Here is a 17,706-nt window from a genome sequence, read left to right on the forward strand (position 1 = left end):
AATTGCGCACCTGAGGTCTGGTCCTTCGGACCATCCCGGAATGACGGTCCCTTTCACGCAAACCGGTACGCCCCGCCCTTCTCCACGCTGCGCTGGAACGCCGGCCGCGCATGCATCCGTGTCAGCCACGCCGCCAAATTCGGATACGGACCAAGCTTGTCGAACACTTTTGCCATCTCCCCGACAAAGCTCATCTGGATGTCGGCGCCCGTCAACGACGAACCGACGAAGAAGTCGCGACCCTTGAGCGCCCCGTCGACATAGCCGAGGTGGTTGGCCATTTCGCTGTCGATGCGCGGATGCAATGGCGCGCCGGCTTCCTTCAACCTGCCGACATACAGATTCAGCATCAGCGGCAGCATCGCCGAGCCTTCGGAATAATGCAGCCACTCGTTATAGGCCTCGAAGTCGGCGCTGCCGGCGGCCGGCATCATCGCGCCCTTTCCATAACGGCGAATGATGTAATCGACGATCGCGGCCGATTCCGCGATCCTGACATCGCCGTCGGTGATGACGGGTGACTTGCCCAGCGGATGAATTTTCGCAAGCTCCGGCGGCGCCAGCCGCGTCACCGCGTCGCGCTGGTAGCGCTTCATCTCATAGGGCGTGCCCAATTCTTCCAGCAGCCACAGAATCCGCTGCGAGCGGGAGTCGTTGAGATGATGAAGCGTGAGCATGGGATTTCCTCGGGGGTTGTTATTGGATGCGATAATCGACCTTAACCGTCATTGCGAGCGAAGCGAAGCAATCCACTCTTTCTTTGCGCGGCGCGATGGATTGCCGCGTCGCTTCGCTCCTCGCAATGACGGGACTTCACTGTCATCGCCCGGCTTGGCGATCCAGTACGCCGCGGCAGAAGATTCCGCTTGCGTTGGCAACGAAGCAGCGCGGGTCGGGAGCACACCGTCACCCACGCCGCGGATCCGGGCCGCCGGCGCAGGAGAGAAATCAGGCGCTACGCGACCAGTGCCCGGGCCAGCAACAACGCGCCCGCTGCGCACAACGCGACGCCGGCGAGGCGGCTGAGCGCGCGGCCGATCGGCAGCAACTTCTCGGCCGCGACGTAGAGGGCTATGCCGGCAATCCAGACCAGGTTCATGACCCCGCCAATGAACAACAGCGCCATCAGAAACCAGCAACAGCCGAGGCAGTACGCTCCATGCCGGAGGCCCATGCGCAACGCACCCCCTGCACCGGGTTGCCAGTACAGGCTCAGGAACAGTACCGGGTTCTGGCAATAGCGCAGGCAGGCATGCTTGAGCGGCGTAAGCTGATAGAGCCCAGCGGCAAGCAGAATGACGCCGCCGAGCACGGCGCTGGTGCTGGCCATGGCCATCGACAACAGCCCGGCACGTTCGAGCCCCCGCTGTGCCAGCACCGCGACGAGGCTGAAACCCGCCCACATCAAGAGATAGCCGCCGCAAAACATCCACGCTTCCACGGAGGGATGATCCGCGGGCTCTTGCTTGCGCCGGATGGTCGCAAACAGCAGGATTGTCGGGGCCGCGCTCGGCACCATCATCGCGATCATCATGACCCACCACATGACGAACATGAGCGCGGCATAGAACGGCGACCACGGCATCGGCGTGTCCATCGCCATGTCGGCCATGTCGGTGTCCATGCCGGCCCCGGCGGCCAGATAGACCCACGCCAACGCCACCACGACGGCGAGCCCCGCCGCAACGACCAGGCGGTCGCGCCGCAGCAGGTATTCCAGCGCCAACAGCTCCGCCATCAGGCCTCACCCAGCGTCAGGGACAGCTCCCGCAGGGCATCACGCCGCAACACCGTCAGGCGTCTGGACGACGTTGGCGAGCGAGCTGTGCGTGCCCTTGGTGTCGAATTTGAGCGCCCCGGTCGAGTGGATGTTGGCGGAGGCGACCTCGGCGGAACGATGTTCGAAGCCATCCGGCATCACGACCTGAATTCGATGCGGCGCGCCAGTCACCGGATTCTTGATCGGCTCGACATCGGTCTCCAGCACACCTTTGGCGACGAGACGCGCAACCCGGCCGTTCCGGTCGAACGAGAACTCGATGGGTACAAACAGTGGATCATGGATCTTGGTGACGATCAGGCTGAAGATCTGGAACAGGGTGCCGTCGGCCGAATTCTTGCCCGACATGATATTGAAAAGCGCCTGGCGCTGTTCCGGCGTAGCGCGCGCGTCGATGATCGGCTGCATCTGTCCATTGCCCTCGTGCAGCGCTCCGGGAAAATCAACGGTGGCCGCGAACACCAGGCCATCGAGTTTGGTGCCTTCGAAGTGCCCCTTCGTAATCCTCATGCCGACCATGCCCTTGCAGAAGCCGTGGGTCGGCAGTGCATTGAAATCGCAGGGACAGCCGAATGCGCAATTGCAGTTCTTGATCCATTCGCCTTCGAGACGCCAGTCGGACGCAGCCATGACGCACCTCCCATCGCGTTAACAGCGGGATCATGCAGCCGCCTGAAAATGCCGCCTGAAAATGCCTTGCGTCGAAAAATCCGGATCGATGCGGATCGGGACTTGATGCGAACGACCTGCACCGTTCCGGGAAGCCATGCGGCGGTTAAACGGACCGGGGACTGCTATCCCAATCGGCCAAACATATCAGCCGACGTTCAGGGCGTACAGGTGTTGCGATGCTCTGCCGCGCTGCACGCGGCTCGGGTTGTGCCTACAGCCCGGTAAACCCGGCCTTGACGGGATTGGTCGAGCCGTCGAGCTGACGCAGATAGGTCAGGCCGCACACTGTCAGCCGGTGCGTGTCCTTTTCGCCGGCGTCGAACAGCGTCCTCACATAGTCCGTCACCTTGGCGCGGGCCTCTTCGCTGGCGGCGGTGCTGCGATTCAACAGCAGATCATAGGTCTGCATGATGCGGTCGATGGCGGCTTCCATGGTGTTTCCCCTGAAGGTGATGCGGTCAGGCCGAGATGCTGGTGATGGGTATGTTGATGGTGGTTCGGTCGGCTTCGAATCTGGCGATCGCCTTGTTGGCGAGCCGGATCCGGTTGAACTCGCCGCGCTGGAACAGATTGACGATGATTTCGAGCAGCCGCTCGTCGGTGGCGAAGGTATCGGGAATGGCGCCGGCCTTGCGGAGATAATTCGAGGCGATGGCATAGGCATCGCCGACTACTTCGACATTCATGACCTGCAACCCGCGCTCTACCAGCATTGCTTCCGTCCTCCAGCCGGATTGATAATGCGCCCGCAGGCAACAAGTTCCATTTCGGGAAAATCGGCTTTTCGGCTTTAAAATCATCGGCCTAGCTGGATGCCGGGACCCGCTGGCGATCCGTCGCCCGTTGCGCCCGTGGCCGAAGCGGACTATGGCGGTTTATTGCGGGCTGAAATGAATTCTCAAATCAACTTTGGGGGCAACGTCATGATCCGAACCATCTGCGCCGTTCTCGCTCTTAACCTGGCAGCGCCGGCGCTTGCCGATACGCTCAAGCTGGCCTCGACCTATGACGAGGTCGGCACCAATGCCGACGGCTCCAAATATACGGGAACGGCGACCGTCGACGTCATCTCGGATACGACGTTCTCGATCAAATGGAAGATCGGCAGCACGGTCTATAGCGGGTTCGGCATGCGCCGCGGCGACATGCTGGCGGCGACCTACCAGGTCAACGGTCAGCCCGGATTGATCATCTACACCGTCGGCGACGGCGGCGTGCTGACCGGCAACTGGTCGATCCGCGGCGAGAACGGCAACGGCACCGACCGCCTGACGCCGCGGAATTGAAACGCGAAACTCGAAGCAGCGCCATCACGTCCTAATGTCGGGCCGCCTCCGCCCGACTGCGACGGTACAACTGCCGCAGCGAGAGCGCGTGCAGCAGGATCGAGCTCGGCACCACGAACGCAGGTGTCAGCACATTGGGATAGTCGCCCAAGCCGGCGGTCGAGAGATCCAGCACAATGAGCTGGAACGGTCCGGGCGTGATGAGCAGTCCCAAGGTGATGGCGACGGCGAAGTCCGCGATGCCGAAGATGTTCCAGAGGATCGCCGCTTTCCGCCCTTCTGCCGTACCGGCCGCCAGGGCGATCGCCGCCGGCAACGCGAACAGGCCGGTCAGCACGTCGCCGGTCCCTGCCGGCACGGCCCAGAGGGCGGGCAGCACGCCACGCAGCCAAAATGCGAGCCATTGAGCGCCGAAGACGCGGTAAACCTGAAGAGCGACCAGCCACGTCGCCGGCATCGCATCCAATAGCTGCCCCACACGCTTCGACAGCAGCAACAGCGGCACACCGATGACCAGCGGCAGCAGGATCGCCGCCGGCAGCAGCGGCAGTGCCGAGGCGCTGATGCGGAACGCACCATTGATGGCCGCGGTCCAGGCGACGGTGGCCCACAGCGTGAAGGGGATCATGATGGCCAGCCAGGTGGCCTGGCGTTGTCCTGGCATCAGGTCGGTGCTTTCCAGGCCGATCCATAAACCGAGCGCGATGAGCCCGTGGACGAACACACGGACGGCCAGTGCCGCAAAGCCGCTCTCCGGAATCAATGGCACCGAATAGATCAACCCCGTCCACAACGCCGTACATGGAATGGTCCAGAGCAGGCTGCGCCAGGCAGGACGCGACGAAATATTTGCCGTGGAAACCGCATCTGACATCATCGGCGGCTCTCCATGCCCGGCGTATCCTTGGCTGCGTCACGCCGCTTGTTCGGCCGATCGAGGCCGCGAGAGAATCATGAAGACGAGCACGTGACTGACGAGAAGCAGCGGAACGTAAAGCGCGGGAACGTAGATGCCGGCACCCATCAGGCCAGGATCTCCATTTTTCACACCCATGTAATAGGCATTCAGCAGGTCCAGCGTGCCCCAGATATTGAAGATCCAGACAACGGGAATGGCGATCGACCAACGCCAGGACAGTGCCGCCATCGAAAGCAGCGCGAGAACCGCTGCGATGAGATCGCCCCACCCGACCTGGGCGGCGAAACTTGAATTCAACTGCGGGGATACGAACCCGGCGACCATGAAGTTCATCCCGAAGAACCTGAACGCATGGAAGGCGGCAAGAAGCCTGAGCGCCTCGTAGCGTGGCATCGCGCGGACCGCCGGCCAGACATAGATGCAGGCGATCACGGCACTCGTCAGGAAAGCGCCCGCAACGCTGAGAACGAACGGAAGATTGAAGTCCGGCGGCATGTTCGGAGTCCCTTGTGCGTGACTGTCTGGTCCAGCGAGGTCGAATTGGATGTTTCGGGTTGACGGCGACGGGCGCTCAGGGATTGGCCATGAGCAATCGGAGCGGCAACAGCGGACCGACTGCGATGTACTCGTGATCCATGAGTTGTTGCTTCGCCAGGGGTAGTCCGTCCATGATGGCGTGCGCGTCGGCAACATCCCTGGTCTCCAGCAAGAACACGGCCCCGCGGCCATCGCCGCGCGAATACCATTCGCGGATCTTGCCACTGAGATAGAGTTGCACGGTTTGTCGGACTTCGGCCGGCATGACGGCCATGATTTGCTCGCGCGTGACGCCCGCCTTCGCGGTCAGAATAACCAGCACCCCTGTGGTTGTGGGTGCGATGGCTTGTGCTTGGGCAGCGGATGGATTGGTCATGGAGGTCGCGCCTATCAAGGTTAGAGTGAGGGCCAGGACGACGTTACGGATTGCTTTCATTGGTCTCGTTCTCCGATCACGGTAGACACCTCTGTTGTTCGAGCCGGTCACGAAGGTTGGGCTCGACATCAGCAGCCGCTCCCGATTTGCAACTCAGACATAAGGCGGCTTTCCGCGAACGACTATTCGCGATAATGTTGACAGGGTATGAAGCAGAACTTCACAGTCCGGCAGGGTGCGCTCGATGGCGTCGAGGCGTTCCTGAGCGTTGCCCAGCACCGCAGTTTCCGCAGGGCAGCCGCGGAACTCGGGGTGACTCCGTCGGCGATCAGCCAGGCGATCCGTGCAATTGAGGCACGCGTCGGCGCGACGCTCTTCATACGCACGACTCGCAGTGTCGGGTTGACCGAAGCCGGCGAAAAATTTCTCCTGCGCGCCAAGCCCGCCTTTGAGGAACTCGTCGCGGCAACCGAGAACGCGCGCGACCTCGGACAGCGGACGGCCGGGGTGCTGCGCCTCACAGCACCGCGCGCTCTGGTGCCCCACCTGATGGAACTGATCGCCTCCTTCTGCCAGGCCTATCCCGACGTCGAGGTTGAGATCGCCGCAAGCGCGAACCTTGTCGACATCGCTGCCGAAGGATTCGACGCCGGCGTCCGGCTCGGCCAGTTCATTGAGGCGGATATGATCGCGGTGCGACTGGCGCCGTCGCATCCGCTGGCTGTGGTCGGCAGCCCCGACTATCTGCGCCGGCGGCAGCGGCCGGAACGCATCGACGATTTGCGCGGGCACGCCTGCCTGCGCATGCGCCGCTCGAACGGGTCGATCGCGCCCTGGTCCTTTGTCAATGGCAACGAGGCCGTCGAAGTCATCGTTTCAGGCCCCTTTATCGGCAACGACATGCCGATGATGCTCGGCGCGGCCGTCGAGGGATTGGGCCTTGCGCAGGTACCGGCGCCGATCGCGGCCGACGCGGTGAAAGCCGGGAAACTCGTGCGCGTGCTGGAGCGGTTCGCGCCGATGACGCCGGGCGTGTTCCTCTACTATCCCAACCGCCACCAAATGATGCCGAAACTGCGCGCCTTCATCGATCACGTGAAGCGCCGCTCGAGCTTCGCCAAGCCGCCCTCCCCCAAAGCAAAACGCACCGGCGCCGGAAAATCCGGAGCCGATGCGCCTTGAACAGGGCTTACTGCCTTGCCAGTTGGTTTGACCGCTTGTTGGGCTGCCGGTCTTCTAAGCGGCCGGCTTGGCCTTCGAAGTGGTCGAATTTCTTCTTTTTATTTTTTGACGCGTTTTCTTCACGCGAACCGGAGGTCCACTTCGCTCGAAAACGCTATCAGAGCCGATACAGGATCTGGTCGGTCCAGAAGCGCTCGAGGCGGTGCAGCGACTTGTTGAGGGTCGCGAACTCGTCGTTGGAGATGCCGCCGACCTGCTCCACGGTCTTGACGTGCTTCTGATACAGCGCGTCGACGATCTTGCGGATTTCCTGGCCCTGCGCGGTGAGGCGGATACGGACCGAGCGACGATCAACGCGGCTGCGCTGATGATCGAGGAAGCCGAGTTCGACGAGCTTCTTGAGGTTATAGGAGACGTTGGAGCCGAGGTAGTAACCGCGCGTGCGCAGTTCGCCCGCGGTCAGTTCCTTGTCACCGATGTTATAGAGCAGAAGCGCCTGCACCGAATTGATGTCGGCGCGACCGCGGCGATCGAACTCGTCCTTGATAACGTCGAGCAGGCGGCGATGCAGCCGCTCCACCAGAGTCAATGCTTCGAGGTAGAGCGGCTGCACCGGAGCTTGACCGGCAGAGCGTTCAGCGGTTTCCACCGCCGTTGCAACGGCTTTGATCATGACACTTCCCCTGTTGTCGTTTTTATCGACTTATTTCGACGAAACTTTTGTCCCGCCTGATAGCCACAACTTAAGGGGAGCGTTTGAAGATCCGCTTAAATAAGACAATAAAGAGATCATGAATTTAAGAGAGTGAATCGTGCATTAAGCCCATGGATAAAGGGCTTTTCGCAATCTTTCATTGACGTTGAAAGACCGCTGTTCACGCTTCGTCTGCACCCCCTGTCGCATTCCAAAACAGGTCCGTCTGAATTCGAAACGCCCGCGTAACAGGTGTGATGGAACCCTTTACGGTGACTGAAAGGTTACCGCGAAAATAAGCGAAAATTGTACGGAACGGCGAGGCACGCGCGGGAGCGTTACCGGCTCTCTGTCGCCGATGGATACCGATGGCGGACGGCGATAGAACTACCATGCCGGAACGCACTGCCATTTACTGGTCAGTACTGCTCACATTCAAAAATTGATAGTTAGGAGAACGCCGGATCCAAATTAGGACACGCCCTGGAACCAATGCCGCCGGGGTAACTTAGTGACGAGCTACCGGATGCCAATGCGCCCCCAAGGCATCCGATGAAATGACGGCCCTGGCATGTCCCCCCTAGCCGGGGCCGTTTTTTTGGGGACGGGATTGCTTCTAGTCATCCTCTGTTAGCTGCGGCTTCTCATGCAAAACCGCGCTCAACAGCGAATTGTGAACCTCGATATGCCCGTTGTAGCTGATGAAGCCCAGCTTGCGAAATTTGTTCATGAAATGGCTGACGCGGGATCGGGTAGTGCCAATCATCTCCGCCAATGTTTCCTGACTGATATTCGGACTGATCGCCTGCGGGTTGCCTTCCTTGCCGAAATTCGCAAGCAACAACAGCAGCCGCGCAAGCCGCCGCTCACTCGAATTGAATAGCTGGTCGATCAGATCTTCCTCAATCCGGCTGTTCCGGGTCAGGAGATACGCCATGAATAGCTCCGAAAATTTTGGCTCATCATGAATAGCCACGATCATCGCGTCCTTGGTGATCGACGTGATGACGCAATCATCCATCGCTGTTGTCGTCGCGATGCGCAACGGATGACCGTTCATGCATCCTTCGCCAAAGAACTGGCCGGGCTCGAGGATTGCGACGACCGCTTCCTTGCCCTGATCAGACACGACAGTAAGTTTGACCTTGCCCCTTTGAATGTAAAAGATCGTGTCAGCGACATCGCCTTGCTCGAACACGTGCTGGTTCTTGCGAAATTCGAGGATTGTTTTCCCCGCGCCCACCTTGGCGAGAAATGTTTTGGGGTCAAATATGTCCTTGGTTGGCTTCTCCACCGGAGCCTCCTTTGGCTCAACGAACTGTGATCGACCTTTGGTTGGCTGGCAGACGCCAAGCCAACTTTCGCGCTGAGCGGCGAGCTACCGCTCCAATCAGGTCATCACTTACGGTTCTGCCCCGCGTCGCAGAGATTACCCCCTGATTGCCAGCAATTCAACGGAGAAGGCCCGTTTTCCGCATCGTTTCGCTGCGCGCCGGGCGACATCGCTGATCGAATGTCGGCGTGAGATCGGTGTAGGGGGCGATTTCCGAGTTTGGGACGCGTGGTCTTGGGTTGCCGTCAGCCAGTTACTTTCGGCACGCCGTTGGGCTCTTTCGACATCAGCAAAGTTTTCATGTCTGCAGCAACGCGAAGTAGCTCGGCTTTTCTGATGGCCTGGGATCGCCGCGATCCGGGCGGCAGCTTTTTTGCCTGGATCAAAGCCTCGGATGCCCGGGCAGCCCAATCGTGAATGTTGAGATCATTGCGCGTCAATTCTGTCATGTCATCGTCCTTGCTGCGACCCTCACAGGTCGCTGTGCTCCTAGCCGAACAGCATCGGACTTCGGCGGGTCAGCGCTTATCTGAATAGGGCCGCACTCAGTGCACCGCAGGATCCAGTGCTCGAATCCGGTACGGTGCTGCGGCAATGCGCTGAACCTCCATGCCCGACCGGCATCTGGGACAGCGTTTCGCCGCCGCGCGCGGCGATAGAGTGAGCGTTTGCGGATCAAGCATGGTGGCCCTCCCGCATCAAGCGGGAGCGCTACCGAACTCTTTGTCACCGATGGGTGCGGTGATGGAACCGGGATGCTCTTCCGAACTCCGGAGTCGCAATATCGCTCACTTCAAAAAAATTAATGGATTAGGAGGCACCAGCAGACCGCATTGGTCAGCCAAGTTGACCCCAATCTCGTTTCCACTCGTCACTGCCGAACCGATTCCAGCCGCTGGGTCGTTTGCCGCGCGTAGAATGCGTTACCACCAGCGCCGACCCCAGCCGCCGCTCCACCTACTTCCCCAGCCGCCGCCCCACCTACTTCCCCAACCGCCGCCACCTCGAACGAGTCGCACGACGAGGAGCAGCAATATCGCACCAACGGTAGCGTTGACGATTGCACTGATCACTCCCGTGCCGAGATGGACGCCTAGCTGAGGCAGTAGCCAGCTTCCGACAAAGGCGCCCAAAATCCCGACAATGAGGTCACCAATGATCCCAAAACCGGTCCCTCGCACGATTTGGCCGGCCAACCAGCCTGCAACGAGACCCACAAACAATATGACTAAAAGGCTTTCGCTCGACATATTCATGGTGCCACCTCAGCATTTTGGTTCAGACGCAGCGTCGCCACCTGATCCGCCGCCGTCTGTCCAAATTCGATCGGTTTGCTGCGGTTCGCGTTCGGCGCTAAGTGCGGCTGACGCAATCAGTCTACGTCATTTGAGAGAGGCCGCGAATTTCTCCGCGGCCTTTTGGATATGACCTTCAGTAGCGGCCGGTGCCGATGCCCACGCTCACGCCGGGAGCACTGAAGCCGATACCGCCACGTTCTTCATAACCACGGCGCTCGATATAACGCTCACGAGGAGCGTATCCGTATGAATCGTCGGGGTCACGGATGATGACGCGGCGTTCACTGCGTTGGCGCCAGCAACGGCCGTTTTCGTCGCAGACCATGCGAACGTTTTGAATATTGCTCTCCGGTGTGACTGATACATCGGCGGAAAGCGGTGCAGCGGAAGCAGCAGTCACGAAAAGCGCACCAGCGCCGACTGCCAGAGAGATCACGAGCTTGTTCATGGCATTTCTCCAAAAGTGATTTGTCAGGAAGCCAATAGACTCGCGAGCCAATGGTTCCGGCCGACACGCGAATTCCGCTGGCTCGCTTGATACGGAAGCACAGCTGACCGAGCAAAAGAGCTCATCCGCGATCTCGCGGCGAGCGAGGATTGGATCGCAGCGGTACGAGAAATAATCCACTCAGAGGAGGGACTGCAATCTTCGGTTGAGGTAGAAAAACAAATCCATTATCGCCGGAACCTTTGTCAGCTGGTTCCATTTGCTCCGTGTTCAATACTGGACGCACGACAACCGGTAGACACCATGAAGACAATTCTTTTAGCGACCGTCGCCATTCTCGCATTCGCTACACCATCATTTGCGGCTGAGCCGGAAAAAACTGTCGGTCAAGCACCGCCAGCTGCTGCTTCCTCGTTCTACCTGGCTCAAGATACCGCGACGATGAAGTGTCAGATCGTCAATGCCCAGCCGGCCGCTGGTGGCAGCATGAAAGTTGTCGGTGCGGCTCATCCGACACAGGCATCGGCACAGACGGCTTTGGCAGCTGATAAGACTTGCGCCAGGTAATGAAGTAACGGCGTGGGTACAGCGGGTGGGTCAATTGGTCTGAAGAAACCACTGACCCGCCCCGCCAGCCCTGTTGCCAACCATGACGAGGCGATCTGGCGTGAGCACGCGGGCTCGCTGGTGCGTAATGGCTTTGAGTTGAATCGGCGCCGGCACTGGTTCACCTCGCCGCGCTTGCGGGGCGAGAGAGAAGTGGTCCACCTCGCCTGGCCTATGGCGGCCGTTCGCGCGCGGCCATCCAGGCCAGCGCGAGATACGCTGCCAGCATCACGGCTTCGAACGCCACCACCGTAAGGCTGCCGCCGTAGATGCCCGGGAACATCAGTTCGATCACCGCCATCGACACCACGGTCGTGAGCCACACCACGGCGCCCCACGGCGTCGCCAGCCAGAGGCCGACGGCGGCGACGAGTTCGATCACGGCGAAATAGATCGTCGCGGTCTGCCAGGCCATCGACTGGTTTTCGAACGCTTCTTCCTCGCCGCCGATGAAGCCGGTGACCTGCGCCCAATGGTAGAGGCCCTTGATGATCGAGACGATCGCCATCACCCGCAGGAACAGCACCAGCCGGCGGGTCCAGCCATTGTCGTCGGGCTCGATCCGCTCCGACGAAATCGCCGCCACCGACATCGCGTTGTCCCGGTCCCGCGCGTTGTCGCGGGCCTGGTCGCGCAGGGTGTCGCGGGCTGAGGTGTCAGACATCCAGGTTCTCCCGGCGGCGCATCGGCGAGCAGGTGTCGGAATCAGGGCGGATGGGCGGCAGCAATGACCTCATCTGCCGACTCTTGGCCCGCTTGGGCGGCAAAATCAATTGCTGTTGCGGTGACGGGGCTGCCTCAGGATGCTAGAACTGGAACAATTCGAAACACCCTGCCGGGAGTACCTCAGAGATGGCGATCAAATTCGGGCGTCCGATCGAAATGCGCGACACGCCCCGGCGGCCAACCACCCTCTCCGCTGCCCCTCTCGACCTCGTGACCCGCCCCCGCCGCAACCGCAAGGCCGAGTGGGCCCGCCGGCTGGTGCGCGAAAACGTGCTGACCACGGATGACCTGATCTGGCCGCTGTTCGTGGTCGATGGCCACAATACCCGCACCCCCGTCGCTTCCATGCCCGGCGTCGATCGCATCACCGTCGACCAGGCGGTGCGCGATGCCGAGCGCGCGATGAAACTGAACATCCCCTGCATCGCGCTGTTTCCCTATACCGAAGCGTCCTTGCGCGACGAGCACGGCTCCGAGGCGCTCAATCCGGACAACCTGGTTTGCCAGTCGGTGCGCGCGATCAAGAAGGAATTTCCGGACATCGGCATACTCTGCGACGTGGCGCTGGATCCCTTCACCAGCCACGGCCATGACGGGTTGATCGAGGACGGCAAAATCCTCAACGACGAGACGGTCGCGGTGCTGGTGCGGCAGGCGCTGGTGCAGGCCGAGGCCGGCTGCGACGTCATCGCACCGTCCGACATGATGGACGGCCGCGTCGGGGCCATCCGCGACGCGCTGGACGAGGCCGGCTTCCTCGACGTACAGATCATGGCCTATGCCGCGAAATATGCCTCTGCCTTTTATGGGCCGTTCCGCGACGCCATCGGTTCGGCGAAAACGCTGACCGGCGACAAGCGCACCTACCAGATGGATAGCGCCAATTCCGACGAAGCGCTGCGCGAGGTCGAACTCGACCTCGCCGAAGGCGCCGACATGGTGATGGTGAAGCCGGGGATGCCCTATCTCGACATCGTCCGCCGCGTGAAGGACACGTTCGCGGTGCCGACGTTCGTTTATCAAGTGTCCGGCGAATACGCGATGATCGCGGGTGCGGCCAACAACGGTTGGATCGACGGCGAACGCGCGATGATGGAAAGCCTGGTCGGCTTCAAGCGCGCCGGCGCCGACGGCATTTTGACGTATTTTGCGCCGAAGGCGGCGGAAAAGATCAAGGCGGAATCGTAATTCGTAGGGTGGGTTAGGCGAAGCCGTAACCCACCAACTTCTCGATCCGCGGTTGATACCGCGGTGGGTTACGCGGAGTTTATCATCGGGCGCGCGTACGCGTGACCCGGTGGCTAACCCACCCTACGAAGCTGCCGGACGCGGCCCGCAGAGCGGGCGGAGCGCCTCGCGCTGTTCCCGCGACAACACGGTGACCGGATAGACCGGCACGCCCTCACCTTTCCTAAAAAACGGGTGCGGCCACGCTTTTCCGCGCAGACGCCAGCCGAGCACCTTGCCGATGGCACGCAACAGCAGCAGAAGGTTGAGCCCGGCCGAGCCGGCCGGCGGCGTGCCGACCGCATACTTACCCAGTATCGCGCCGGTCGACGGCCCGAAGGCATCCTTGGCCTGCTGCGTCGCATGGTCGAAGCCTTGCGCGACGATGCCGACGAAGGGAATGGCGGGCGTGGCCGTGTTGCCGACGGGCGTGTTGCAGCAGCGCGCGTACCACCGGAACAGGCCTTTCGGCGTCAGCCGCAGTCCGACGATCCGGTCTTGTCCCTGCAGAAACGTGAGCGACGCCGGCGCAAGCTGGACGATGTCGCTGCCGCCTTGCGCATTGAGCAGGTCGGCGCGGCCGATCTGGTGGGCAAAAGCCTGGCAATCGTCGCAATAGCAGACAATGCGATTGACCGCCCGGGGCGATGCGTCCGTGACCCGCGCCCGGACCTCGCCGCAGCGGCAACGCAATTCCACCTGATCGCCCATCGAACCGTCCTTTCGGCAAATCGCTCAACCTATAAGGCCCGCCGCCATGGTTTATTCCCCCCGCTGCGGCGGCGCCCCCAAATTCGCCGGAATATTGCGGCGTGTTAATGTTCGGCCGCCCTTGTGGCCACGCGGCCCGTTCCCATGTCTGGTCCGGGAATATGCGGTCTGGAGGACTGACCATGTCTTATAGCGGTTCGGGGTACGACGGCGGCGACTCAAATGCTCGCGGCGTCCCGCCGCATGCGTTCGATCCGTATCTGCAGCCGGAACTGTTTCGCGGCGTGCTGACGCGGCGGGTGTTTGCGTTCCTGATCGACCTTGTCGTGCTGTCGGTCCCGGTCATCCTCGGCTACCTCTTCATCGCCGTGTTCGGCCTGATCACGCTTGGCCTCGGCTGGGCGCTGTTCTGGCTGGCGTGGCCGGCCACCGTGGTCTGGGCCGTCGTCTATTACGGCGCCTCGATCGGCGGGCCGTATTCGGCCACCATGGGTATGCGCGTAATGGATCTGGAGCTGCGCACCTGGTACGGGCAAACCGGCTATTTCGTGCTCGGCGCCACCCATGCCGTGCTGTTCTGGGTCTCGGTGTCGTTCCTGTCGCCGCTGGTGCTCCTGGTCGGCCTGTTCAACGGCCGCCGCCGGCTGCTGCACGACATCGTCCTGGGAACCGTGGTTATCAACAGCTCGATCCGGACCCAGGTGGCACCGGCCGCGCGCTCTTATTGATCAGAGGTAAACCAATTGACCGTTAGGCTCCGGAGCGCGAATGTAGCGTTACCTGCTTCGGAGGCCTGACGAACTGACGTGACCCAGCACTCCCGCGACACCCCGCAATTCTACCTGACGGCGCCCTCGCCGTGCCCGTATCTGCCGGGCCGGCACGAGCGAAAGGTGTTCACGCATCTGGTCGGCGACAAGGCCGGCGACCTCAACGATCTCTTGACCCATGGCGGCTTCCGCCGCAGCCAGTCGATCGCCTACCGGCCTGCCTGCGACCAGTGCCGCGCCTGCGTGTCGATCCGGGTGATCGCCAACGAATTCCGCCCGTCGCGCAATTTCCGCAAGATTTTGGCGCGCAATGCCGACGTCATCGGCGAGCAGCGCAGCGCGGTGCCGACGTCGGAACAGTATTCGGTGTTCCGCGCCTATCTCGACAAGCGCCACCGCCACGGCGGCATGGCCGACATGACCGTGCTCGACTACGCGATGATGGTGGAAGACAGCCATGTCGAGACCCGCATCATCGAGTACCGCAAGCGCGGCATCGACTCCGGAATTACCGGTCGCGGCGACGAACTGATCGCGGTGGCGCTGACCGACGTGCTCAGCGACGGGCTGTCGATGGTGTATTCGTTCTTCGAGCCCTCGGAGCAGAGCCGCTCGCTCGGCACCTTCATGATTCTCGACCACATCACCCGAGCCCGCCGGCTTGGGCTGCCGTACGTCTATCTCGGCTACTGGATCGAAGGCTCCAAGAAGATGGACTACAAAGGCCGCTTCCTGCCGCAGCAGCGGCTGGCGCCCTCAGGCTGGCTGCGCGTGGATGCGACCGGCGGCGAAGGGTTGGCCGAGCCGCAGGACTAAGCCACGGTTGTCATCACCCGCGAAAGCGGGTGATCCAGTACGCCGCGGCTTCTCGGCTAAATCATAACCGTCTCTGGAATACTGGATCGCCCGGTCAAGCCGGGCGATGACAGTTGAGCTAGCCAAACAGCGTATCGAACAGCAGCTTCACGTTCAGCGCCACGATGATCCCTGCCACGATCCACGCCAGGATCGCGACGGAGCGCGAGATCGCGAACTTGCCCATCTTGTTCGGATCGGACACGAACCGCACCAGCGGGATCACCGCGAACGGCAGTTGCATCGACAGCACGACCTGACTGAACACCAAAAGGTCCGCGGTGCCGCGCTCGCCGTAGAACGCGGTGATGACAACCACCGGCACGATGGCGATGCCACGGGTCACCAGCCGCCGCGCCCAGCTCGGCAGCCGCAGGTGCAGAAAGCCTTCCATCACGATCTGGCCCGCCAGCGTCGCGGTCACCGTCGAGTTGAGGCCCGAGGCCAATAGCGCCACCGCAAACAACGTGGAGGCAATCCCGAGGCCGAGCAGCGGCGTCAGCAGTTCGAACGCCTGGCCGATTTCGGCGACATCGGAATGGCCGCTGGAATGGAAGGTGGCGGCGGCGACGATCAGGATCGCGGCGTTGATGAACAGTGCCAGCATCAGCGCGATGGTGGAATCCGTCGTCGCCCATTTGATGGCGTCGCGGCGGCCTTCATCGGTGCGTTCATAGGCGCGGGTCTGCACGATCGAGGAGTGCAGATAGAGATTATGCGGCATCACGGTGGCGCCGATGATGCCGATCGCGATGTAGAGCATCTCGGGATTGGTGACGATCTCCGCCGACGGCACAAAGCCGCGCAGCATCGCTGCGACTGGCGGCGCGGCAGCGGCAATCTGAATGCCGAAGCAGACCGCGATCACGATCAGGAGCGCAATGACAAACGCCTCGAGAAAGCGAAAGCCGCGGTTCATCAACAACAGCAGCAGGAAGGCATCGAGCGCGGTGATCAGCGCGCCGCCGATCAGGGGAATGCCGAACAAGAGCTTCAGCGCGATCGCGGTGCCGATTACCTCGGCGAGATCGCAGGCGATGATCGCGGCTTCGCAGACGAACCACAGCAGCAGGTTTACCGGGCGCGAAAAACTGGCGCGGCAGGCCTGCGCCAGGTCGCGGTCGGTGGCGATGCCGAGCCGTGCGGCCAGCGCCTGCAGCAGGATCGCCATCAGGTTCGACAGCAGGATCACCGACAGCAGCGTGTAGCCGAACTTCGAACCGCCCGCGAGGTCGGTCGCCCAATTGCCGGGATCCATGTAACCGACCGAGACCAGGTAGCCCGGGCCGAGGAAGGCCAAGAGGCGCCGCGCCCAGTGGCCGCCAAAGACGGGGACCGCGACGGTCGCATTGACCTCCGGCAGGCTGCGCTGGGTGCCTGCCGCCGCGTCCGCGCGCCAGCCTGCGCCGCTCGCGGGCACGGTTTGAGGGCGCAATTTTGGGGTTCGTGCATCCATTTCAGCAGGATGACCGAACTCCGACCTTATTGCAACTCATTTGCAACTGCATCTAGCCAAGTTGGTTAGAGCGCCGCCCTGTCACGGCGGAGGCCGCGGGTTCGAGCCCCGTCTCTCGTGACGCCGGCGCACGCGGCCGGCCACCCCTCGGTGAGCTTGACCGGATCCGCCTAGTTCCGCTGTCCCGGTTTGCCGGTGCGTTTCTTGGTCTTCCGTTTCAGCTGTTCAATGTCCCTGACATGGACATCCCGGCATTGCGCGGGTTGAAGGCGCGGGGGAAGCGCGTTTCGTCGTTATAGATGCAGCCGGTCAAATCCAAGCCGCCCAACCGCGCGTCTGTCAGGTCTGCGCCGTCGAAACGCGTGGGACGGTCTCTGGGAAAGATCGATCGAGCCCATGCGCCGCGCAGATCCGCTCCCACGAGGATCGCACGCGTGAAAACAGCTCCTCCAATATTCGCGCGCCGTAGATCGGCGCCCGTGAGATCCGCGTCCTCGAGTTTGGTAGTACCGCCGAGATTGTCGAGTGAGAGGTTCGCGTGGGTCAGATCAGCCCCGCGCAAATTCGCTTTCACCATCGAGGCGCCACGAAGGCAGCAGTCCCGCAGGATAGCCCCCTGTAGCACGCAACCCTGCAGCGACCCCCAATAGAGGTCGGCACCGGTGAGATCGACATAGGCCAGTTGTGCGCCCATGAGGTCGCGCCCCTGCATGATGGCCCCGGCAAGCGAACGGTCGCCTGCCGGCAGGGAAAACGTTAAGGGATCGACCCTGTCATCTTCGCACATCAAACCCCGACCTACGTCACATACATGCGATTCCCCTTACGAA

General features: G+C 61.8%; 23 protein-coding genes and 1 tRNA gene. 7 read left to right on the plus strand and 17 right to left on the minus strand.

Features of this window, described 5'->3' with window-relative positions:
* Positions 1 to 53: 53 nt before the first annotated feature.
* The 5 genes from BLS26_RS02100 to BLS26_RS02120 form a co-directional block, all read right to left on the minus strand.
* A complete protein-coding gene (locus tag BLS26_RS02100) occupies positions 54 to 677 on the minus strand; it encodes a glutathione S-transferase family protein (protein ID WP_092507993.1) in 624 nt (207 codons plus the stop codon).
* A gap of 278 nt (positions 678 to 955) precedes the next feature.
* Entirely contained in the window at positions 956 to 1,738 is a 783-nt protein-coding gene (locus BLS26_RS02105) for a DUF2182 domain-containing protein (protein ID WP_092507995.1), read from the minus strand.
* A 39-nt stretch (positions 1,739 to 1,777) separates the two neighbouring features.
* Positions 1,778 to 2,410 carry a DUF1326 domain-containing protein gene (locus BLS26_RS02110; protein WP_092507997.1) on the minus strand — a complete coding sequence of 211 codons (633 nt, stop codon included), beginning with the start codon at positions 2,408 to 2,410 and terminating at the stop codon, positions 1,778 to 1,780.
* A 253-nt stretch (positions 2,411 to 2,663) separates the two neighbouring features.
* On the minus strand, positions 2,664 to 2,885 hold the full coding sequence (locus BLS26_RS02115) for a hypothetical protein (RefSeq protein WP_092507999.1): 222 nt from the start codon (positions 2,883 to 2,885) through the stop codon (positions 2,664 to 2,666).
* A gap of 25 nt (positions 2,886 to 2,910) precedes the next feature.
* Entirely contained in the window at positions 2,911 to 3,165 is a 255-nt protein-coding gene (locus BLS26_RS02120) for a hypothetical protein (protein WP_092508001.1), read from the minus strand.
* 210 nt (positions 3,166 to 3,375) lie between these two features.
* On the opposite strand from BLS26_RS02120, the gene BLS26_RS02125 reads away from it, so the two are divergent.
* The gene (locus BLS26_RS02125) at positions 3,376 to 3,738 is read left to right on the plus strand and encodes a hypothetical protein (RefSeq protein ID WP_157676257.1); all 363 of its coding nucleotides are present in this window, start codon (positions 3,376 to 3,378) and stop codon (positions 3,736 to 3,738) included.
* 31 nt (positions 3,739 to 3,769) lie between these two features.
* Here BLS26_RS02125 and BLS26_RS02130 read toward each other — a convergent pair whose 3' ends face one another.
* From BLS26_RS02130 to BLS26_RS02140, 3 genes are all read right to left on the minus strand, one after another.
* Positions 3,770 to 4,615, minus strand: coding sequence for an MFS transporter (locus BLS26_RS02130; RefSeq protein ID WP_092508005.1), 846 nt, complete (start codon positions 4,613 to 4,615; stop codon positions 3,770 to 3,772).
* Positions 4,616 to 4,651: 36 nt separating this feature from the next.
* Positions 4,652 to 5,089, minus strand: a complete 438-nt coding sequence (locus tag BLS26_RS02135) for a hypothetical protein (protein WP_244541816.1) — start codon at positions 5,087 to 5,089, stop codon at positions 4,652 to 4,654.
* Positions 5,090 to 5,228: 139 nt separating this feature from the next.
* Positions 5,229 to 5,630 carry a hypothetical protein gene (locus tag BLS26_RS02140; protein WP_244541817.1) on the minus strand — a complete coding sequence of 134 codons (402 nt, stop codon included), beginning with the start codon at positions 5,628 to 5,630 and terminating at the stop codon, positions 5,229 to 5,231.
* A 147-nt stretch (positions 5,631 to 5,777) separates the two neighbouring features.
* Here BLS26_RS02140 and BLS26_RS02145 point away from each other — a divergent pair, with 147 nt between their 5' ends.
* Positions 5,778 to 6,752, plus strand: coding sequence for a LysR family transcriptional regulator (locus BLS26_RS02145; protein WP_092508009.1), 975 nt, complete (start codon positions 5,778 to 5,780; stop codon positions 6,750 to 6,752).
* 157 nt (positions 6,753 to 6,909) lie between these two features.
* Here the strand turns inward: BLS26_RS02145 and ldtR are convergent, their stop codons facing one another.
* From ldtR to BLS26_RS02170, 5 genes are all read right to left on the minus strand, one after another.
* Complete coding sequence (gene ldtR, locus BLS26_RS02150) at positions 6,910 to 7,425, minus strand: transcriptional regulator LdtR (protein WP_027537165.1); 516 nt, start codon at positions 7,423 to 7,425, stop codon at positions 6,910 to 6,912.
* Positions 7,426 to 8,062: 637 nt separating this feature from the next.
* Positions 8,063 to 8,740 carry a Crp/Fnr family transcriptional regulator gene (locus BLS26_RS02155; RefSeq protein WP_092508011.1) on the minus strand — a complete coding sequence of 226 codons (678 nt, stop codon included), beginning with the start codon at positions 8,738 to 8,740 and terminating at the stop codon, positions 8,063 to 8,065.
* 284 nt (positions 8,741 to 9,024) lie between these two features.
* Entirely contained in the window at positions 9,025 to 9,228 is a 204-nt protein-coding gene (locus BLS26_RS02160) for a hypothetical protein (protein WP_143039568.1), read from the minus strand.
* Positions 9,229 to 9,702: 474 nt separating this feature from the next.
* Positions 9,703 to 10,035, minus strand: a complete 333-nt coding sequence (locus tag BLS26_RS02165) for a GlsB/YeaQ/YmgE family stress response membrane protein (RefSeq protein ID WP_074814005.1) — start codon at positions 10,033 to 10,035, stop codon at positions 9,703 to 9,705.
* 175 nt (positions 10,036 to 10,210) lie between these two features.
* Positions 10,211 to 10,525: a hypothetical protein gene (locus BLS26_RS02170; RefSeq protein WP_092508013.1), complete on the minus strand. Its 315-nt coding sequence runs from the start codon at positions 10,523 to 10,525 to the stop codon at positions 10,211 to 10,213.
* Positions 10,526 to 10,828: 303 nt separating this feature from the next.
* Here BLS26_RS02170 and BLS26_RS02175 point away from each other — a divergent pair, with 303 nt between their 5' ends.
* Complete coding sequence (locus tag BLS26_RS02175) at positions 10,829 to 11,092, plus strand: hypothetical protein (protein ID WP_079587331.1); 264 nt, start codon at positions 10,829 to 10,831, stop codon at positions 11,090 to 11,092.
* Positions 11,093 to 11,303: 211 nt separating this feature from the next.
* Here the strand turns inward: BLS26_RS02175 and BLS26_RS02180 are convergent, their stop codons facing one another.
* On the minus strand, positions 11,304 to 11,795 hold the full coding sequence (locus BLS26_RS02180) for a DUF6163 family protein (protein WP_092508015.1): 492 nt from the start codon (positions 11,793 to 11,795) through the stop codon (positions 11,304 to 11,306).
* A gap of 188 nt (positions 11,796 to 11,983) precedes the next feature.
* On the opposite strand from BLS26_RS02180, the gene hemB reads away from it, so the two are divergent.
* Positions 11,984 to 13,045 carry a porphobilinogen synthase gene (gene hemB / locus BLS26_RS02185; RefSeq protein WP_092508017.1) on the plus strand — a complete coding sequence of 354 codons (1,062 nt, stop codon included), beginning with the start codon at positions 11,984 to 11,986 and terminating at the stop codon, positions 13,043 to 13,045.
* 123 nt (positions 13,046 to 13,168) lie between these two features.
* On the opposite strand, the gene BLS26_RS02190 is transcribed toward hemB, so the two are convergent.
* Positions 13,169 to 13,795, minus strand: coding sequence for a DUF6151 family protein (locus BLS26_RS02190; RefSeq protein ID WP_092508019.1), 627 nt, complete (start codon positions 13,793 to 13,795; stop codon positions 13,169 to 13,171).
* 182 nt (positions 13,796 to 13,977) lie between these two features.
* On the opposite strand from BLS26_RS02190, the gene BLS26_RS02195 reads away from it, so the two are divergent.
* Both BLS26_RS02195 and BLS26_RS02200 read left to right on the plus strand, forming a co-directional pair.
* Positions 13,978 to 14,523 (plus strand): RDD family protein, encoded by a 546-nt coding sequence (locus BLS26_RS02195; RefSeq protein WP_172804528.1) that lies wholly within the window; start codon positions 13,978 to 13,980, stop codon positions 14,521 to 14,523.
* A 78-nt stretch (positions 14,524 to 14,601) separates the two neighbouring features.
* The gene (locus tag BLS26_RS02200; protein ID WP_092508023.1) at positions 14,602 to 15,381 is read left to right on the plus strand and encodes an arginyltransferase; all 780 of its coding nucleotides are present in this window, start codon (positions 14,602 to 14,604) and stop codon (positions 15,379 to 15,381) included.
* Between the two features lie 118 nt (positions 15,382 to 15,499).
* On the opposite strand, the gene BLS26_RS02205 is transcribed toward BLS26_RS02200, so the two are convergent.
* A complete protein-coding gene (locus tag BLS26_RS02205) occupies positions 15,500 to 16,876 on the minus strand; it encodes an Nramp family divalent metal transporter (RefSeq protein WP_092508025.1) in 1,377 nt (458 codons plus the stop codon).
* 54 nt (positions 16,877 to 16,930) lie between these two features.
* Here BLS26_RS02205 and BLS26_RS35450 point away from each other — a divergent pair.
* A tRNA-Asp gene (locus BLS26_RS35450) sits at positions 16,931 to 16,989 on the plus strand.
* 104 nt (positions 16,990 to 17,093) lie between these two features.
* Here the strand turns inward: BLS26_RS35450 and BLS26_RS02210 are convergent.
* On the minus strand, positions 17,094 to 17,663 hold the full coding sequence (locus BLS26_RS02210) for a pentapeptide repeat-containing protein (protein ID WP_092508027.1): 570 nt from the start codon (positions 17,661 to 17,663) through the stop codon (positions 17,094 to 17,096).
* Positions 17,664 to 17,706: the final 43 nt, after the last annotated feature.

The sequence above is a fragment of the Afipia sp. GAS231 genome (assembly GCF_900103365.1).
Classification (GTDB): Bacteria; Pseudomonadota; Alphaproteobacteria; order Rhizobiales; family Xanthobacteraceae; genus Bradyrhizobium.